Source organism: Pseudomonas sivasensis, from assembly GCF_052938085.1.
Window position 1 is genome coordinate 3,723,223 of record NZ_CP176442.1, and the last position, 15,213, is coordinate 3,738,435.

Consider the following 15,213-nt stretch of genomic DNA (forward strand, 5'->3'; position numbering starts at 1 on the left):
AACACTCCTCTTGTTATTAGTACTGCCGGGCCTTCGCCAGGTGTTCATTGAGTTTTTTCGCCGCTGCGTTGGTGCGCTCACTGGTGGAAACCTGCGCCACGCCTACCCGCCACCACGACAGGTAGCCGTGGATCATGGTCTTGGGCAGCACTTTGATGTCGATCAGGGTCGAGACGGTTTGCGTGCGCGCATCGGCCAGGGCCGCTTCAAGCTGCTCCACGGTGCTGACCTTGTAGGTCTTGCAGCCGTAGGCCGCCGCACTCATGGCGAAATCCACCGGCACCAGCGCGCCGTCGAGCTTGCCGCTCTCGGGGTCGCGGTAGCGGAATTCAGTACTGAAGCTGTCCATGCCATTGCCGATCTGCAGGTTGTTGATGCAGCCGAAGGCCATGTTGTCCAGCAGCACTACGTTGATCTTGCGTCGCTCCTGGATGGAGGTGGCCAGCTCCGAGTGCAGCATCATGTAGGAGCCATCGCCGACCAGCGCGTAGACCTCTTTGGTCGGCTCGGCCAGCTTCACGCCCAGGGCAGCATTGATCTCGTAGCCCATGCACGAGTAGCCGTATTCGACGTGGTAGGTGTTGACCCCCTTGCTGCGCCAGGCGCGCTGCAAGTCACCAGGCAAACTGCCGGCGGCGGCCACGATGATCGCGTCATCGGCCAGGGTTTGATTGAGCACGCCGAGTACGCGACTTTGGGTCAGGCACGAGCCGGTCAGCTCGATAAATTCGCGCAGTACAGCGCGGTCCAGGTGGTCATCGACCTCAGGCACAAAGTCATCACCCTGGTATTCCACCTGGTGCACACGGTCCACTTCGGCGTCCAACTGCGCCTTGGCCTCACTGATCTGCGAGCCCCATCCGGAGCGATAATCGCCGAGGGCATCGGCCAGCGCTTGCAGGGCCAATTTGGCATCGGCCAACACCTGCACGCCGTCCAGCTTCAAGGCGTCGGCGGGGCTGATATTCAAGTTGAGAAACGTCACCTCGCCATGTTTGAACAGTGACTTGGATGAGGTGGTGAAGTCGGTATAGCGGGTACCGATACCGATGATCAAGTCGGCCTCTGGCGCCAGCAGGTTGGCGGCCAGGCAGCCGGTTTCACCGATACCGCCCACGTTCAGCGGATGGCTTGAGACCACCGCACTTTTGCCCGCTTGGGTTTCAGCGAACGGAATATCAAAACGCTCGGCAAACGCCTGCAACGCAGCATTCGCGCCGGAGTACTTCACGCCGCCGCCACAGATAATCAGCGGCTTGCGCTTGCCTCGGAAAGCCGCCAACGCATCGCCAATCATCGCGGCGGTGGCCGGACGGCGGTCGATACGGTGCACGCGTTTTTGCAAGAAATAATCAGGGTAGTCCCAGGCTTCGGCCTGCACATCCTGGGGCAGCGCCAGGGTTACCGCGCCGGTTTCAGCAGGGTCAGTGAGCACGCGCATGGCGTGAATTGCGGCGGTCATCAGTTGCTCAGGACGGTTGATACGGTCCCAGTATTTGCTCACCGAGCGGAACGCGTCGTTGGTGCTGATGCTCAGGTCGTGGAACTGCTCGATCTGTTGCAGCACCGGGTCGGGCTGGCGGCTGGCGTAGACATCACCGGGCAACAGCAGCAACGGGATACGGTTGGCGGTGGCGGTCGCCGCAGCGGTCAGCATATTCGCCGCGCCAGGGCCGACAGAGGCGGTGCACGCGTAGATCTTGCGGCGCAGGTGCTGCTTGGCAAAACCAATGGCGGCGTGGGCCATGCCCTGCTCGTTGCGGCCCTGGTGCACCACCAGATCGCCGCTGTCCTGCTCCAGCGCCTGGCCCAGGCCCAACACATTGCCGTGGCCGAAAATGGTAAACACGCCGGCGACAAACTTGCTCTGCACGCCATCGACTTCGATGTATTGGTTATCCAGGAACTTCACCAGGGCCTGGGCCATGGTCAGTCGTGTTGTGGTCATGTCGCGCCCCTTAACGATTTTGCAGGTGGGCGATGCTTGCCCCCAACGCCTGCTGTATATCCGCCAACTCATGCACGCTTGTGGCAAATGGCTCGAACGACAGGTAGCCGCTGTAACCGGTGCTGAGCAACGTGTCGATCTGTGCGGCATTGCCGAGGATGTCGCCCTCGCCGACCAGCACGCGGTGGCCGTCGCGGATCGAGTTGAGCGGCGCCTCGGCATCTTCCACGCCGGAGATATGCACCAGGCCGGTCAACTCCGGGAAGAACTCATGTTCATTGGCCAAGTGGTGGTGGAAGGTGTCGTGCACCACGCGGAACACATCCAGGCCGCCAATGGACTTGATTGCGTCCACCGCCACACGCTTGCGGCGCAGGGCAGACTCTTCGAAGCCCAGGGGTTCGACGAAACCGAGAATCCCGTACTCGCGCAGGATCGGCGCCAGCTCGCTCAATGCAGTGCGCAAACCGGCGGCGCGCTGGGCATCGTTGCGCGTGTCGCCCGGTTCATTGAGCGGGCACATCACCAGGCCTTGGGCACCACATTCACGGGCGTAGGTAGCGAGTTTGATCGCCTGGGCGCGGCGCTCGTCGTTCCACACATCAAAGGGGTACAGCGCGTTGATCGACAGCACCGTAATGCCCTGCACCGCGCATAACTCACGCACGCGACTGGCCGGGGTGCCGTATTCGATTTCACGGTTTTTGAGGTCATTGCGAATTTCGATGGCATCGCACTGGAGCGCGGCCGCCAATTGGATGAAATCCGGCAGGGACAGGTTGGGCGCGACCATGCGGTTCAGGGCAAAGCGTAGAGGCGACTTCATTGTTGTTCTCCGTCTAGAACCGTTTTAAAGGTCAAGCAGCCAACTGTGCTGCGGGTCGTTGTGGAAATGCCAGGCGCGCTTGGGGCCGGCCATGACGTTCAGGTAATAAGACTCGTAGCCGTACGGCACACTGACCGGGTGATAGCCCTTGGGCACCACCACCAAGTCACTGTTTTCCACGGCCATGGCTTGGTCGATGCTGCGGTCGTCGGTGTAGACCCGCTGAAACACAAAACCCTGGGGCGGGTTGATCTGGTGGTAGTAGGTCTCTTCCAGAAAGCTTTGGTGCGGCAGATCGTCGGTGTCGTGCTTGTGCGGCGGGTAGCTCGACGAATGCCCCGACGGCGTGCGTACTTCCACCACCAGCAGCGAATGAGCCGGTGAGGTGTCGGGCAGGATGTCGCACACGTAACGGGTGTTGGCGCCTTTGCCACGTACGCTGCGCTTGCAGTCTTGCGGGCGGATCAGGCGCGGTTCGTAACCGCCGGCACCGGGAGCAGCGCAGACGGCAATTTGTACGTCGCTCAAGGCGGTGACCTGGGCATCGGTGCCCGGCGGCAGGTAGGCGGCGAACGGGGACTTTTCTTCGAACACTGACTGGCGATCACCAAGGTTCTGCCAGTTGAAGCCCTCGCCTTCGATGTTCACCCGGCCGCTGAGCAGCACCAGGCACAGTTCTTTATCGCCAGCGCTGACCGGCAGGGTTTCGCCGAGGCTCAGGCGGTAGGCTTTGAACCCTACGTATTCCAGACGGCCCTCTTCCAGGGCAACCATGGTTTGCCCGCGTTTGTTGCTTTTAACCAACAGACTCATTGTCCAACCCTCTCAGTGAGAAGAGCACGCAAGGTGTCATAGCCCTTTTTCGCGTAGATATAGCTGGGCGCCACTGCCGGATCCTGCTCGGCCTCCACCACCAGCCAACCTTCGTATTTGGCGGCCAGCAGCACATCGAGCAACTCGGCAAAATCGATATCGCCATCGCCGGGCACGGTGAAAGTGCCGTTGACGATGCAGTCGGGGAAGCTCCACATCTGGTTGCGCGCCAGTTGCACCACCGGTTTGCGCACGTCCTTGAAATGCACGTGGCACACGCGGTCAATGTGTTTGCGCAGCACGTCAAGGGGTTCGCCGCCGCCCATGTAGCAGTGGCCCGAATCGAACAGCAGGCCGACTTCCGGCCCGGTGCGGCGCATCAACTCTTCGATGTCTTGCGGGGATTCGACGTACGCGCCCATGTGGTGGTGGTACGCCAGTCGCACGCCTTGGGACAAGGTGAAACGCGCTAACTCAGTGAGCTTGTCGGCGTATTCCTGCCAAGCCAGTTCGCTATGAAAGCGCGGGCGTTCGATCAGGCGAATGCGCGAGCCCTGGATCGAATCGGCCACCTCGCCGTACACCAGCACCTTGGCGCCGTTTTGTTTCAGCAGTTCGACGTGGCCGGCAATGGCTTCGATTTCTTCAGCCACCGAGCGGCGCGCCAGACGGCTGGAATACCAGCCGGAGACCAGCGCCAAGTCATAGGGGCGCAATACGTCGCCGACGCCCTTGGCATCCTTGGGGAATTTGCCGTTAAGTTCGAAACCTTCGTAGCCGATTTCCTTACCTTCGCTCAGGGCAGTGCTCAGCGGAGTTTCACCGCCGAGGGCCGGAAGGTCGTCGTTGCTCCAGGAGATCGGGTTGATGCCAATTCGGATTGCGGGCATGGCTGCACCTTTATTATTTTCAGGTATCACTGAGATCTGCTTTCTGCTTTATGTGGGAGGGGCTTGCCCCCGATAGCGGTAGTTCAGTTACAGAAGTGTTGTCTGACACTCAGCCATCGGGGGCAAGTCGAATCGTCGCACCGCCCCTCCCACATTGGATTGCATTTCAAATTAGGAACTGGGTTTAGCCTCGCGCACTGCGCCAGGCGTTGATCAGTTGCTCAAAGGTCGCCTGTACCTGCTGAATCAACGTCTCATCATCAATCTCCCCCGCCATCCACAAACGGCTCGGTTCCTGGAAGATCGTGCGGCCCACGGCAAACCCACGGCAGGTGGTGCTTTGGCTGGCTTGCTGGAAGCCGTCAGCGAGAAACTCAGCCGAGGCATTCAAGCCCAGCAACACCACGCCACGGCAGTACGGGTCACGCTCCTGGATCAGCTCGTCGAGCTTTTTCCAGTCCTCGGCCGACTGCGCCTCGATTTTCCACCACGCCGGGTAGATGCCCAGGTTGTACAGGCGCTTGAGGCTGCGGTAGAGCGCGTCCGGGTAGGTGGACGGGTGATCCTTGGGCGGGATGACTTCCAGCAGCAATTCATGGCCGCTGACCAGGGACGCCTCGTACACCGCCTTGAGCTGGGCTTCCTGTTCCAGGCGCAGCAAGGGTTCGTCATCCGGGTGGAATTGCACCAGGCACTTGATGATCTGTTCCTGAGGCCAGGCGATCAGGTTGCTGCCAATCGAACGGCCATGCTCGAAGGCCAAGGGCCGCGAGTTCTGCACTTCCACCGGGCGGGCGATCCACCAGCCACGACCGCTGGCGGCGTTGAGCGCGTCCTGACCAAAACGCTGGTCGGCCAACAACCCCACATCGGCGGCAACGCCCTGCTCGGCGAGCTTTTTTTCCACGCGTTCGATGGCCTGGATAAACAGCTGCTTGATATCGCTGATGCGTGCCGGATCCTGGCCGCCTCTTTGCGCCAGGTCGACCAATTGCCAGCGGTGGTCGAAGGCGAAAATAAACAGTTGCTTCCATTGCTTGCGCGGCACGCTGACACGGTGCAGACGTTGCAGGGTCACGTCCTGGTCCGGCCGGGTGATCGGCACCGGGCTGTTGAACAGGTAATCAAGCTCGGCTGGCGTCGGCATGGCCGGAGCGCAAGCGTGGCGCGAGACCACTAGGCCGCCACAGGCATTGGCCAGTTGGCTGCAACGTTCGTCGCTGGCGTCATTGATCCAGCCGCTGAGAAAGCCCGACATAAATGCATCGCCAGCGCCCAGCACATTGAGCACTTCCACACGCACGCCAGGGTAGATCGCGCCGTCTTCCAAGCGCGCAGGAATCGCACCGTGGATGACCGTGCACCCCTGCGGTCCGAGCTTGACCACCAACGTGGCAGGCGTAAGTTCGCGCACGGTGCGCAGCGCGGTGAGCAGGTCTTCGCTGCCGCCGGCGATCAGGAATTCTTCTTCGGTGCCGACGATCAGGTCGAAACGCGGCAGGATTTTCTGCACATGCTGGCTGACATTCTGGTCCGCGACAAAACGCGTCTCGCCATCTGCCTTGCCTGCCAGGCCCCACAGCACAGGGCGGTAGTCGATATCCAACACGCGCTTGACGTTGTGCTTGGCCGCATAGTCCAGCGCTTGGATGCTGGCCTTGTACACACCGTCGGTGGAGAAATGCGTGCCGGTAATCAGCAGCGCTTTGCTGGAGGCAATAAAGGCTTCGCTGATGTCTTCGGCGCGCAGGGCCATGTCGGCGCAGTTTTCGCGGTAGAACACCAACGGGAAGGTTTCGCGGTCCTTGAGGCCCAGCAGCACCAGGGCAGTGAGCCGTTCCGGGTCGACCTTGATGCCGCTGACATCACAGCCTTCGCGGGCCAGGGATTCCACCAGGAAGCGACCCATATGATCGTCACCCACGCGGCTCAGCATCGCCGACTTAAGGCCTAACCGCGCAGTGCCGAAGGCGATGTTGGCGGAGGAACCGCCGAGGTATTTGGCGAAGCTGGACACGTCCTCAAGCCGCGCACCTACTTGCTGTGCATAGAGGTCGACGCCCAGGCGCCCGAGGCAAATCAGATCCAATTGACGCCCACTGGCAAAACGAGTCTGGCCCATGCTGGCTCCTGTTATTTTTATCAGCCTGCGTGGTGCCGCCGTGGTGACGGCTCACGCTCTTGGTGAGAGCAGACTAGAACGTTCAGCGGGCTCAATCAATATTTATTCCAGAATTATTTTTAGTGGAATATTTTTTCCAATAAGCCAGCATAATGGCACCCTAGCCCGCGTGCATCGTTTCAGCAGCCCACCGGGGCCGTGATGCCGGGGTATTTTTTTGCGCCTACCCTGTAGACTTGCGCCACCCATCAGCGCATCAGACGAACACGCCAGAAGGATTGCCCATGTCCCGCACCGATCCCGAGACCACCCTGGAAGCCCCTCTCGCCAGCCCTCCGGTCAATGCCGAACGCCTGTTGCAGCTGATCACCGACGAATATGAAAGCCTGCCTCGGCAACTCAAGCGCATTGCCAGCTACATGAGCCAACAGAGCGACCGCATCATGGTTGACCGCATCAGCGACATCGCCCGCGAATGCGAAGTGCATCCCTCGGCGATCGTGCGGTTTTCCCAGCGTTTCGGCTTCAGTGGGTTCAGTGAAATGCAGGCACTGTTTCGCGAGGCCTACACCCACAAGACCACGCCGGTACAGAACTACCAGCAGCGCATTCGCAGCATGATTGCCAACAAATCCCAAAAGGCCAGCGGCGGCGACCTGGCGCGCGAATGCGTCAACGCCACGCTGTCGGGTATTGAGCGTCTGGGGCTGGAGTTGGATGACGTCGCGTTCGACAAAGCCGTGGACCTGGTGGTCAATGCCGACAATATCTACGTGGTGGGTGTTCGCCGTTCGTTCGCGGTGGCCGATTACTTGGTCTACAACCTGCAGCACACCAACAAGCGTATCCATCTGATCTCGGGTCTGGGCGGCAGCTACCGCGAGCAGATGCGCAGCGTGCGCGCCAATGATCTGGTGATCGCCATCAGCTTCACGCCCTACGGCAAAGAGACCCAGCACTGCCTGCGCATTGCGCAACACCACCAGGCAAAGACCCTGATCATCACCGACAGCAACCTGTCGCCCCTGGCCAAGCGGGCGAACGCAGTGTTGTTGGTGAATGAAGGTTCGTCGTTTGCCTTCCGCTCATTGAGCGCGACCCTCTGCCTGTGCCAGGCGCTGTTTATTGCGGTGGCGTATCGGTTGGAGTTGAAGGTGGACGAAATTCACGAGCAAGTCGGGTTCGACGACTGACTATCAAACACCGCAAAGCAAATGTGGGAGGGGGCTTGCCCCCGATGGCGTTGGAACAGTCGATGTTGCTGTCGACTGACACTTCGCTATCGGGAGCAAGCCCCCTCCCACAATGGACCGAGCTGGGTCCGGATCAGTGCATGAAAATCGCGATCAGGATGATCACCGGGATCGGCACGCCGAGGAACCAAAGTAGTAATGAGCGCATGTTGTTCTCCTTGAATTAACGAACGTAGTTTTCGGTTTCGACGTACACCACGGCATCGCGACGACGACCACCAAAGGTCGCAGCGAAGCTGGCAAAGAACGCACCGATCAACAGGGCAACAAAGGTCCAAAGCGAGGTGTAAGCGGCGACCTTGGCGGCGGTATCAGCAGCCTGTTTGGCTTTGAGCTTGGCGTCTTCGACGGCTTTACGGGCATCGCCGTAAACCTTGTCGATACGCGCTTCGGCCTCGGCCTGGCTGAGGTTGGTCCGCTGGCTGATCAACTGGGCCAGGTAGGCGCGGTCTTCAGCGGCCAGTTGGCCGTCGTTGCTCAGGGTGCGGGTGAAGATGCGGGCGACTACGCCGTGGGCCGCGTCATCGCTGACGGCAACTGGGCGGTCATCGCGAAATAGGCTGTCGACGTAATAGTCGAAGTCGCCGCCGTTCACGCCTTTAGCCGCACTGCCGGCCGCTTGAGTGATTCCGCTGGCAGCACCCGCCGCCACGCTGGCACCGGCTTTGACGCCACCGCTGACAACACTGCTGACCGAACCGACCACCAGCACTGCGGTAACCAACGTGGCTACCGCCCAGGCCAGGAAGCCATGGGCTGTGTCGCGAAAGTACACCTCGTCGCCATGCATCCCGGCCCACTTCACACGTAACCGGCCGGCGATATAGCCACCCAAACCGGACGCAACGATCTGGGTAAACGCCAGCCAGACAATGGTGGAAATGCCAAGCCCCTTGGCACTGATACCGCTATCGGCCCACGGCGACACCGCCGAAAAGCCCAGGCCGAAACCCAGCAGTACCAAAATCAGCGACAGCGCAGCTGCCGCCGCGGCTCCTGCAAAAATAGCCCCCCAGGAAACCCCGGAGAGCGTGCTCGACTCTTGCAGCGTGGATGAGGATGTGATCATTGTTGTTTTGCTCCCGGCAGGAAAAATAGTGTTACAAGTCTCAAAAGGGACAGTGCAGGCACCATGCCAGCGAGTAATAAAATTAAAATCGTTAAAATTCAACACGTTAACTCGATTGAACTTAACCGAACCATGCAAGTTGCAAGATAGGGCTTTCACCAGCGGGCGTTATGCAAGCCCTGCCCAACTTTATGAGCGCCAACCGTGGAAACAGGGTGAGCTTCAGAAACATGAAGTTTTATTTAGGAAGCGTTCAGCCATTTCTTGGCAAAATGCCCCCACTTCTAGTGTGAATCGCTCACCAGGTAATCCTATGACCCGCATTTTGACCATCGAGGATGACGCCGTAACGGCCCGCGAGATCGTCGCCGAGCTGAGTAGCCATGGACTGGACGTAGATTGGGTGGACAACGGCCGCGAAGGCCTGGTCCGCGCCGTGAGTGGTGATTACGATCTGATCACCCTCGACCGCATGCTGCCCGAACTCGATGGCCTGGCCATCGTCACCACCCTGCGCACCATTGGGGTGTCGACGCCGATCCTGATGATCAGCGCCCTCTCCGATGTCGACGAACGCGTACGCGGCCTGCGCGCCGGGGGTGATGACTACCTGACCAAGCCGTTCGCCTCCGATGAAATGGCCGCCCGCGTCGAAGTGCTGCTGCGCCGCAAAAGCACGGTCAAGGAGTTCGAAACCGCCCTGCGCGTGGCCGACCTGGAACTCAACCTGATCAGCCGCGAAGCCAGTCGCGCCGATCAGCCCCTGAGCCTGTTGCCCACCGAATACAAACTGCTGGAATTTTTGATGCGCAACACCGGGCAGATCCTGTCGCGGATGATGATCTTCGAGGAAGTCTGGGGCTATCACTTTGACCCAGGCACCAACCTGATCGACGTGCACATCGGCCGCCTGCGCAAGAAAATCGATCCACCGGGCCTCACGCCGCTGATCCGCACGGTACGAGGTTCCGGTTATGTCATTGCTGAACCCCTCTAAGGGCTGGCGTTCTTCCAGTAGCCGTCTGCTGGCGCTGTACAGTTCGCTGTTCGTGGCCTGGAGTTGCATCCTCATGGGGGTGCTGTATTACGAAGTCTCCGGTTACCTGAGCGACCTCTCGCGCCACTCGCTGATGCAGCGCCAGCACCTGTTCCAGCGTTTCGACGGTGAAGAACTGGTGGAGGCGCTGACCACCAGCATGACCTTCGACATGAAGGGCGTGGACGCCTACGGCCTGTTCGACGAACAATTTCGACCCTTGAGCGGGCCGATCCGCGCGATACCACCCGACTTGCCCCTGGACGGCAAGATCCACACCCTGACCAATTGCGTTGACTCCGACGATCCCAAACTGCCCAAGGACAGCTGCGACGCCGTCGCCACCCACACCGACGAAGGCCGCTGGCTGGTGCTGGTGCGCGCCAACGGTTCGCTGTTTGGTGTGACGCGGATCATCTGGCATGCATTGCTGTGGGCATTGTCCCTGACGATCATCCCCGGCGCTGCCGGCTGGCATTTGCTGCGCCGCCGTCCGTTACGGCGGATTCGCGGGATCCAGGCCAGCGCCGAAGCCATCGTCGCCGGCGACCTCACGCACCGCTTGCCATTGTCCAACCGCCGTGACGAACTGGACATGCTCGCGGCCATCGTCAACGCCATGCTCGACCGCATCGAGAAGCTGATGAACGAGGTCAAGGGTGTGTGCGACAACATTGCCCACGACTTGCGCACCCCGCTCACACGCCTGCGCGCGCAGTTGTACCGCATCAAGCAGCAGGCCGAAGCCGAGTCGGCGCATGCGTTGCAACTGGACGACGCCATCGCCGAAACCGACACCCTGATGGCGCGCTTTCGCGGGCTATTGCGTATCTCGGAGCTTGAAGACCACCAGCGCCGCTCAGGCTTTCTGGTGATGGACCCACTGCCGCTGCTGCGCGAGTTACACGACTTCTACCTGCCCCTGGCCGAAGAAGGAGAGCTGCATCTAGTGCTCGACACCCCGGAATCCTTGCCGTGGATCACCGGCGATCGCGCACTGCTGTTCGAAGCCCTGGCCAACCTGCTGAGCAACTCAATCAAATTCTCCCCTGCGGGAGGCGAAGTGATTTTGCGCGCGGTCAACGATGGCGGCAGCACGCGCATCGAAGTGCACGACTCCGGGCCGGGCATACCGGCGGCGGAACGCAAAGCAGTGTTCCAACGGTTTTATCGCGTGGATGAGAGCGACCAACAAGGTGGGTTCGGGTTGGGCTTGTCGATTGTGGCGGCGATCATCAACTTGCATGGGTTCAAGTTGGAAGTAGGCAGCAGTGCAAGCGGGGGCGCGCGGTTGGTATTGGAGTGCCGCCAACAACTTATGCCCGAATAGCCTTAACCGAGTGAATGTGCGTGTTGTGGTGCGCCATTCATTATTCTGCTGTTCCCGTTATCTTGCTGTACCAGCTATCCCGTGGTGCCAGTTGTCTGCGGTGACAGCTATCTGTAGTGACAGCTATCTGTGGTGACAGTTGTCTGTAGTACCAGTTGCCTGTAGTGACAGTTATCTGTGGTGAGCGGGCTTGCCCCGCGCTGGGTGGCGAAGCCGCCCCAAACCAGGCGACCCGGACGCTGCCTGATACTACGCGGTGCGCTTATTGGGGCCGCTTCGCAGCCCGGCGCGGGGCAAGCCCGCTCACTACAGAAGCGCGCTCATGAGGTCAGAAATTCGCCCGCAGCGCCTCAACCCCGCCCTTGTAAACCCCGGCAAATTGGAGTGCCAGTTGTCTGTGATGACAGTTATCTATGGCGATAGTTATCTGTGGTGACAGTTGTCTGTAGTGACAGTTATCTGTGGTGAGCGGGCTTGCCCCGCGCTGGGTGGCGAAGCCGCCCCAAACCAGGCGACCCGGGCGCTGCTTGACACTACGCGGTGCGTTTATTGGGGCCGCTTCGCAGCCCGGCGCGGGGCAAGCCCGCTCACTACAGAAGCGCGCTCATGAGGTCAGAAATTCGCCCGCAGCGCCTCAACACCGCCCTTGTAAACCCCAGCAAATAACTCTTCGACCGCAGCATCCGTGGTGCCCGCCGCCGGTGTGAATACGCCCGACCAGGTTACCTTCGCCGACGATTCGCTCAGCGCTTCAACCTGCAACGTCGCCAGGTACGCAGTCACAGGAAATGACGATTCCTCGATGGTGTAGCTGTAGGTGCGCGCCACGTTATCAAAGGTCTGCAAACGTTCTACGATCACACCACCGTCGCCAGTGGTCAGGTGACGCAAGCGGCCGCCTTCGCCTGGCTCGCTCTTGGCGATCAGCGGCAACCAGTCCGGCAGGCTGTTGAAGCCGCCAACCAATTGCCAGACCGTGTCGGCCGATACCGGGATTTCAATCACTGCAGATGCTGTTGCCACGGTAAATCTCCAAGTCGTAGGAAAACGTCGTCCAGACTGCCACGCCACGCGCCTCAATGCATCAACTCCCTCAAGCAGCGGCGAACACAACACCTTTAAGCGTTCTTGCTGAAATCTAATCCCTAAGCCGCCTTCCACCGTTGCGGGTGAGGTGAAAGAACCATTCTCGATAACTTGTAAAACCGCGCCGTAATGCCTAGCTTATGCGCCCCCCGCCCTGCGCTTTAAGGCCCTGCCCCCATGGTTTTGCGTTTTCGTCCCGTCGTTAGTTCACGTTTCGCCCTCGGCCTGTTGCTCAGCGGCGGTATTGGCAACAGCCTCGCGGCAGAGATCGAACTGCCGGCCGTGAAGGTTCAGGGCCAGGATGAGTCCGGTTATCGCGCCGATACCGCCTCGGTCGGCGGCTTCACTGAAGCACCGCTGCTGGAAACCCCGGCCTCGATCAGCGTGTTCAACGCCGACCTGATCAAGGACCAGCAAGCGCGACTGCTCAGTGAGGTGCTGCGCAACGACGCCTCGGTAGGCGACAGCTATGCGCCCATCGGCTACTACGAAAACTTCGTGGTGCGTGGCTTCTCGCTGAATGCGGCAAGCAGTTACAAGATCAACGGGCGCACCATCACCGGCGAACAGAACGTGGCCCTGGAAAACAAGCAACAGGTCGAAGTGCTCAAGGGCCTGGCCGGCCTGCAAAGCGGGATTTCCGAGCCCAGCGGCGTGATCAACTACGTGACCAAGCGCCCTGAGGATGTGCGCTCGGTCACGGTGTCCACCGATGACCGCGGCAGTGGCTATATCGCCACCGACGTCGGCGGCTGGTTTGGCAGCGAGCAGCAATTCGGGCTGCGCGCCAACGTCGCCCATGAAGACCTCAATTCCTACGTGGAGCATGCCAACGGCCAGCGCGACTTTGTGTCCCTGGCCTTCGACTGGAACATCAACCCCGACGCGGTGCTGCAACTGGACGCGGAATACCAGAACAAGCAACAACGCTCGGTACCGGGCTACCAGTTGCTGGGCGGCACTGAGGTGCCCCACGACGCCTCGCCGAAAAAACTGCTTGGCCACCAGAGCGGCTCCAAGCAAGTCGGCATCGACTCGTTGAACCTCAACGGCAGGTTTGAATACCGCTTCAGCGACCAGTGGAAAGGCAGCGTCAGCGCCGCGCGCAGCAAGGTGGTGATCGATGATTACAGCTCGTTCGCCTGGGGCTGCTATGACTCGACCAGTTGCACCTCAAGCGTGCCGAACACCTTCAGCCCCGAAGGAAACTACGACGTCTACGACTACCGCAGCCCCGACGACACCCGCCGCGACGACGAAGTGCAGGCGGCCATGACCGGGTTGTTCGACACTGCAGGCATCGGCCATGAGCTGACCTTCGGCACCAGCGCGTTCCGTCGGGTGATCGACAAGCGCAACCCGGTCAACGAGTACATCGGCACCAGCAACATCGACGAAGACACGCCGACGTTCACCCCCACCGACAAACCGCTGAATCCAAGCCACCGCAACCTCGACAGCCGCCAATACGGCGTGTTCGTCACCGACCGCATCCGTTTCAATGAGCAATGGCAAACCATCCTCGGTGGCCGCGAAGTGCGCCTGGATGAAAAAGCCTTCGACGCTGTCAGCGGCGACCAGACACGCCATACCCAGCAATACGTGTTCCTGCCCCAGGCTTCGCTGATCTACACACCCATTGAAAACCTCTCGCTGTACACCAGCTACAGCAAAGGCCTGTCCCTGGGCGGCACCGCGCCGTGGTTCGCCACCAACGCTGCTGAAACCCTGGCACCCACCACCTCACGCCAGATCGAAGCCGGGGTGAAATACGACTGGCGCCGCATCAGCTTCGCCGCTGCCGTGTTCCAGACCCGCCAGGCCTACCAGTACGCCAAGCCCGGTGCTGCCGGCGACTTCACCTATGTGCAGCAGGGCGAGCAGAAAAACACCGGATTAGAACTCTCGGCCAACGGCTGGGCCACTGAACGCCTGCAAATCTCCACCTGCGTGGCGGCGATTCGCGCACGGGTGACCGGCAGCGGCACGCCGCAATACGAAGCGCATCAGGCGATCAACGTGCCGAAGCTGCGCGCCAGTGTCTACGCCGACTATGCGTTGCCGTGGGTGAATGGGTTGGCGGTGCTCGGCGGCGTGCAATACAGCGCCAAGAAGTACGCCAACCGCAGCGGCAATGTGGAGGTGGGAGATTATGCGGTGGTCAACGTCGGCAGCCGCTACACCACCAAGGTCGACGGCTACGAGACGGTGTTCCGCCTGAGCGTCGACAACCTGTTCGACAAGCGCTACTGGCGCGACGCGGGTGAGTACATGGGCGATGACTATCTGTTCCAAGGCGCGCCACTGACGGCGCGCCTGAGTGCCTCAATCAACTTCTGACGCTTACTTGGGCATCTTGCGAAAACCCACCGCCAGACGGTTCCAGCTGTTGATGGTCGCGATCGCCACGCTCAGGTCGATCTGCTCTTGGGCGCTGAATTCAGCGGCCAGCGCGTTGAAGTCTTCGTCCGGGGCGTGGGTCTGGCTGATCAGCGTCAGGCTTTCAGCCCAGGCCAGCGCCGCACGTTCACGGGGGGTGAAGAACGGCGTTTCACGCCAGGCTGACAGGGTGTACAGGCGACGCTCGGTTTCGCCGCCCTTGCGGGCATCGGCGGTGTGCATGTCCAGGCAGAAGGCGCAGCCGTTGATCTGCGACACACGCAGGCGGATCAATTCCAGCAACGGCAACTCGATGGAGAGTTTGCCGACCGCCGCTTCAAGGGCAAGCATGGCTTTCATGGCGTCCGGGGAAGCGGTGTAGAAGTCGGTACGGGATTGCATGGGAGAACTCCAGAACGGTGGGATTGGTGGCTAGGTTAGTCACCGTCGCGGCCGTCAGG

13 protein-coding genes are annotated in these 15,213 nt (G+C 60.6%); 5 read left to right on the plus strand and 8 right to left on the minus strand.

The features are described from left to right. Window positions 1-16 precede the first annotated feature (16 nt). From iolD to ACKZ62_RS17305, 5 genes are all read right to left on the minus strand, one after another. Window positions 17-1,948 carry a 3D-(3,5/4)-trihydroxycyclohexane-1,2-dione acylhydrolase (decyclizing) gene (gene iolD, locus ACKZ62_RS17285; RefSeq protein WP_447095572.1) on the minus strand — a complete coding sequence of 644 codons (1,932 nt, stop codon included), beginning with the start codon at window positions 1,946-1,948 and terminating at the stop codon, window positions 17-19. A gap of 10 nt (window positions 1,949-1,958) precedes the next feature. After that, window positions 1,959-2,774, minus strand: a complete 816-nt coding sequence (locus ACKZ62_RS17290) for a TIM barrel protein (protein ID WP_095185950.1) — start codon at window positions 2,772-2,774, stop codon at window positions 1,959-1,961. Window positions 2,775-2,798: 24 nt separating this feature from the next. Further along, a complete protein-coding gene (gene iolB / locus ACKZ62_RS17295) occupies window positions 2,799-3,587 on the minus strand; it encodes a 5-deoxy-glucuronate isomerase (RefSeq protein WP_442117574.1) in 789 nt (262 codons plus the stop codon). Continuing rightward, window positions 3,584-4,477 carry a myo-inosose-2 dehydratase gene (gene iolE, locus ACKZ62_RS17300; protein ID WP_447095573.1) on the minus strand — a complete coding sequence of 298 codons (894 nt, stop codon included), beginning with the start codon at window positions 4,475-4,477 and terminating at the stop codon, window positions 3,584-3,586. The genes iolB and iolE overlap by 4 nt, the downstream gene beginning before the upstream one ends. Before the next feature lie 184 nt (window positions 4,478-4,661). Beyond that, the gene (locus tag ACKZ62_RS17305; RefSeq protein WP_032885777.1) at window positions 4,662-6,599 is read right to left on the minus strand and encodes a bifunctional 5-dehydro-2-deoxygluconokinase/5-dehydro-2-deoxyphosphogluconate aldolase; all 1,938 of its coding nucleotides are present in this window, start codon (window positions 6,597-6,599) and stop codon (window positions 4,662-4,664) included. On the opposite strand from ACKZ62_RS17305, the gene ACKZ62_RS17310 reads away from it, so the two are divergent. Continuing rightward, on the plus strand, window positions 6,598-6,801 hold the full coding sequence (locus ACKZ62_RS17310) for a hypothetical protein (protein WP_143499427.1): 204 nt from the start codon (window positions 6,598-6,600) through the stop codon (window positions 6,799-6,801). The two genes, ACKZ62_RS17305 and ACKZ62_RS17310, sit on opposite strands and share 2 nt — an antisense overlap. Window positions 6,802-6,883: 82 nt before the next feature. Beyond that, window positions 6,884-7,792: a MurR/RpiR family transcriptional regulator gene (locus tag ACKZ62_RS17315; RefSeq protein WP_032885775.1), complete on the plus strand. Its 909-nt coding sequence runs from the start codon at window positions 6,884-6,886 to the stop codon at window positions 7,790-7,792. Window positions 7,793-8,015: 223 nt separating this feature from the next. Here ACKZ62_RS17315 and ACKZ62_RS17320 read toward each other — a convergent pair whose 3' ends face one another. Then, window positions 8,016-8,921, minus strand: a complete 906-nt coding sequence (locus ACKZ62_RS17320) for a hypothetical protein (protein WP_339483954.1) — start codon at window positions 8,919-8,921, stop codon at window positions 8,016-8,018. A gap of 313 nt (window positions 8,922-9,234) precedes the next feature. On the opposite strand from ACKZ62_RS17320, the gene ACKZ62_RS17325 reads away from it, so the two are divergent. Together ACKZ62_RS17325 and ACKZ62_RS17330 are read left to right on the plus strand one after the other, a co-directional pair. Continuing rightward, window positions 9,235-9,918, plus strand: coding sequence for a response regulator transcription factor (locus ACKZ62_RS17325; RefSeq protein ID WP_010564812.1), 684 nt, complete (start codon window positions 9,235-9,237; stop codon window positions 9,916-9,918). After that, window positions 9,896-11,287, plus strand: coding sequence for a sensor histidine kinase (locus tag ACKZ62_RS17330; protein WP_032885772.1), 1,392 nt, complete (start codon window positions 9,896-9,898; stop codon window positions 11,285-11,287). Before ACKZ62_RS17325 ends, ACKZ62_RS17330 begins: the two co-directional genes overlap by 23 nt. A gap of 612 nt (window positions 11,288-11,899) precedes the next feature. Here ACKZ62_RS17330 and ACKZ62_RS17335 read toward each other — a convergent pair. Beyond that, a complete protein-coding gene (locus ACKZ62_RS17335) occupies window positions 11,900-12,310 on the minus strand; it encodes an SRPBCC family protein (protein ID WP_032885770.1) in 411 nt (136 codons plus the stop codon). Window positions 12,311-12,550: 240 nt separating this feature from the next. Here ACKZ62_RS17335 and ACKZ62_RS17340 point away from each other — a divergent pair, with 240 nt between their 5' ends. After that, window positions 12,551-14,713 (plus strand): TonB-dependent siderophore receptor, encoded by a 2,163-nt coding sequence (locus ACKZ62_RS17340; protein WP_447095574.1) that lies wholly within the window; start codon window positions 12,551-12,553, stop codon window positions 14,711-14,713. Between the two features lie 3 nt (window positions 14,714-14,716). Here ACKZ62_RS17340 and ACKZ62_RS17345 read toward each other — a convergent pair whose 3' ends face one another. Beyond that, window positions 14,717-15,154 carry a carboxymuconolactone decarboxylase family protein gene (locus tag ACKZ62_RS17345; RefSeq protein ID WP_095185955.1) on the minus strand — a complete coding sequence of 146 codons (438 nt, stop codon included), beginning with the start codon at window positions 15,152-15,154 and terminating at the stop codon, window positions 14,717-14,719. Between the last annotated feature and the right edge of the window lie 59 nt (window positions 15,155-15,213).